This window comes from Oleiphilus sp. HI0043 (assembly GCF_001634935.1).
In genome coordinates this window covers 1-1,223 of record NZ_LWEY01001315.1, presented here as the reverse complement: position 1 = coordinate 1,223, position 1,223 = coordinate 1, and the positions used below count along the sequence as shown (strand labels likewise).

Below are 1,223 nucleotides of genomic sequence, written 5' to 3'. Positions count from 1 at the left end.
CTTGTACGGCAATATCGCTGAAGACGGTTGCGTGGTAAAAACAGCTGGCGTTGATGACTCTATTCTCGTGTTTGAAGGCAAAGCCGTTATCTTCGAAAGCCAGGATTCCGCAGTAAAAGGCATACTTAATGATGACGTAGTTGAGGGCGATGTGGTTATTATTCGCTATGAAGGCCCTAAAGGTGGCCCGGGTATGCAGGAAATGTTGTATCCAACCAGTTACCTGAAATCAAAAGGCCTAGGTAAAGCTTGCGCCTTGTTAACCGACGGTCGCTTCTCAGGGGGTACCTCTGGCCTATCAATTGGCCACGCTTCCCCTGAAGCAGCTGCCGGTGGCGCTATCGCATTGATTGAAGCCGGCGACAAAATCAAGATCGATATCCCTAATCGCTCAATTGATGTTGTCTTGGAAGAAGGGGTACTTAACTCTCGACGTGAAGCAATGGAGCAGAAAGGCAAGCAAGCCTGGAAACCAGCAGAGCATCGCGAGCGAAAGGTCTCTAGCGCTTTGAAAGCCTATGCCATGCTGGCAACAAGCGCCGATAAAGGTGGTGTTCGTAATTTGGATATGCTGGATTAAGCTCGACGAAACATAGGACTGAGCAGAAGTTCAGTCCTTTTCTTTTTACTTACGATCCAAAACGATAAAACTATAATCATAGGGATTCGGCCCTTCGGCTTCAAAATCTTCCCGCCCAATTTCACGCCACTGAGTCCAATCGACTTCGGGAAAATAAGCATCGCCTTCGACTTCTGCATGAACTTTCGTTAGATAGATACGATCAACATCCGGCAGACTCGTTTGATAGATCTGGTCACCACCAATGATCATCACTTCCGACTGACCGTCAATATCACAAACCGACTCTCCTAAATCAAAAGCCTGCTCAAGAGAGTGCACGACTTTCACGCCTTCAGCCGACCAGCTTTCATTTCGCGTTATAACGATATTGCATCGACCTGGAAGCGGCTTACCAATCGACTCATAGGTTTTACGCCCCATTAGAATCGGCTTGCCCATCGTCACTTGTTTAAAGTACTTAAGATCATTGGGCAAATACCAAGGCAGCTTGTTGTTAATGCCGATAACTCGGTTTTCTGCCATCGCGACGATCATGGAGCGCTTCATTGTTTCTTCCTACTCGATATATATTTAAACTGAAAAAGGGTACTGGATACTGTCATGCGACTCATAGCCGACGACTTCAAAGTCAGCGGTCGTC

Annotated in this window: 2 protein-coding genes; one reads left to right on the top strand and one right to left on the bottom strand. The window is 47.1% G+C overall.

What is annotated here, in order from left to right; translation table 11 throughout:
• The coding region (locus tag A3729_RS17575; RefSeq protein ID WP_197475898.1) for a dihydroxy-acid dehydratase at positions 1-580 on the top strand (580 nt) is incomplete at its 5' end.
• A 45-nt stretch (positions 581-625) separates the two neighbouring features.
• Here A3729_RS17575 and A3729_RS17570 read toward each other — a convergent pair.
• Positions 626-1,129, bottom strand: coding sequence for a dihydrofolate reductase (locus A3729_RS17570; RefSeq protein ID WP_068516222.1), 504 nt, complete (start codon positions 1,127-1,129; stop codon positions 626-628).
• Positions 1,130-1,223 lie beyond the last annotated feature (94 nt).

Bases quoted from the DNA above. Each gene is read 5' to 3' on its own strand.
- A3729_RS17570 (WP_068516222.1), bottom strand. From the start codon at position 1,129: ATGAAGCGCTCCATGATCGTCGCGATGGCAGAAAACCGAGTTATCGGC.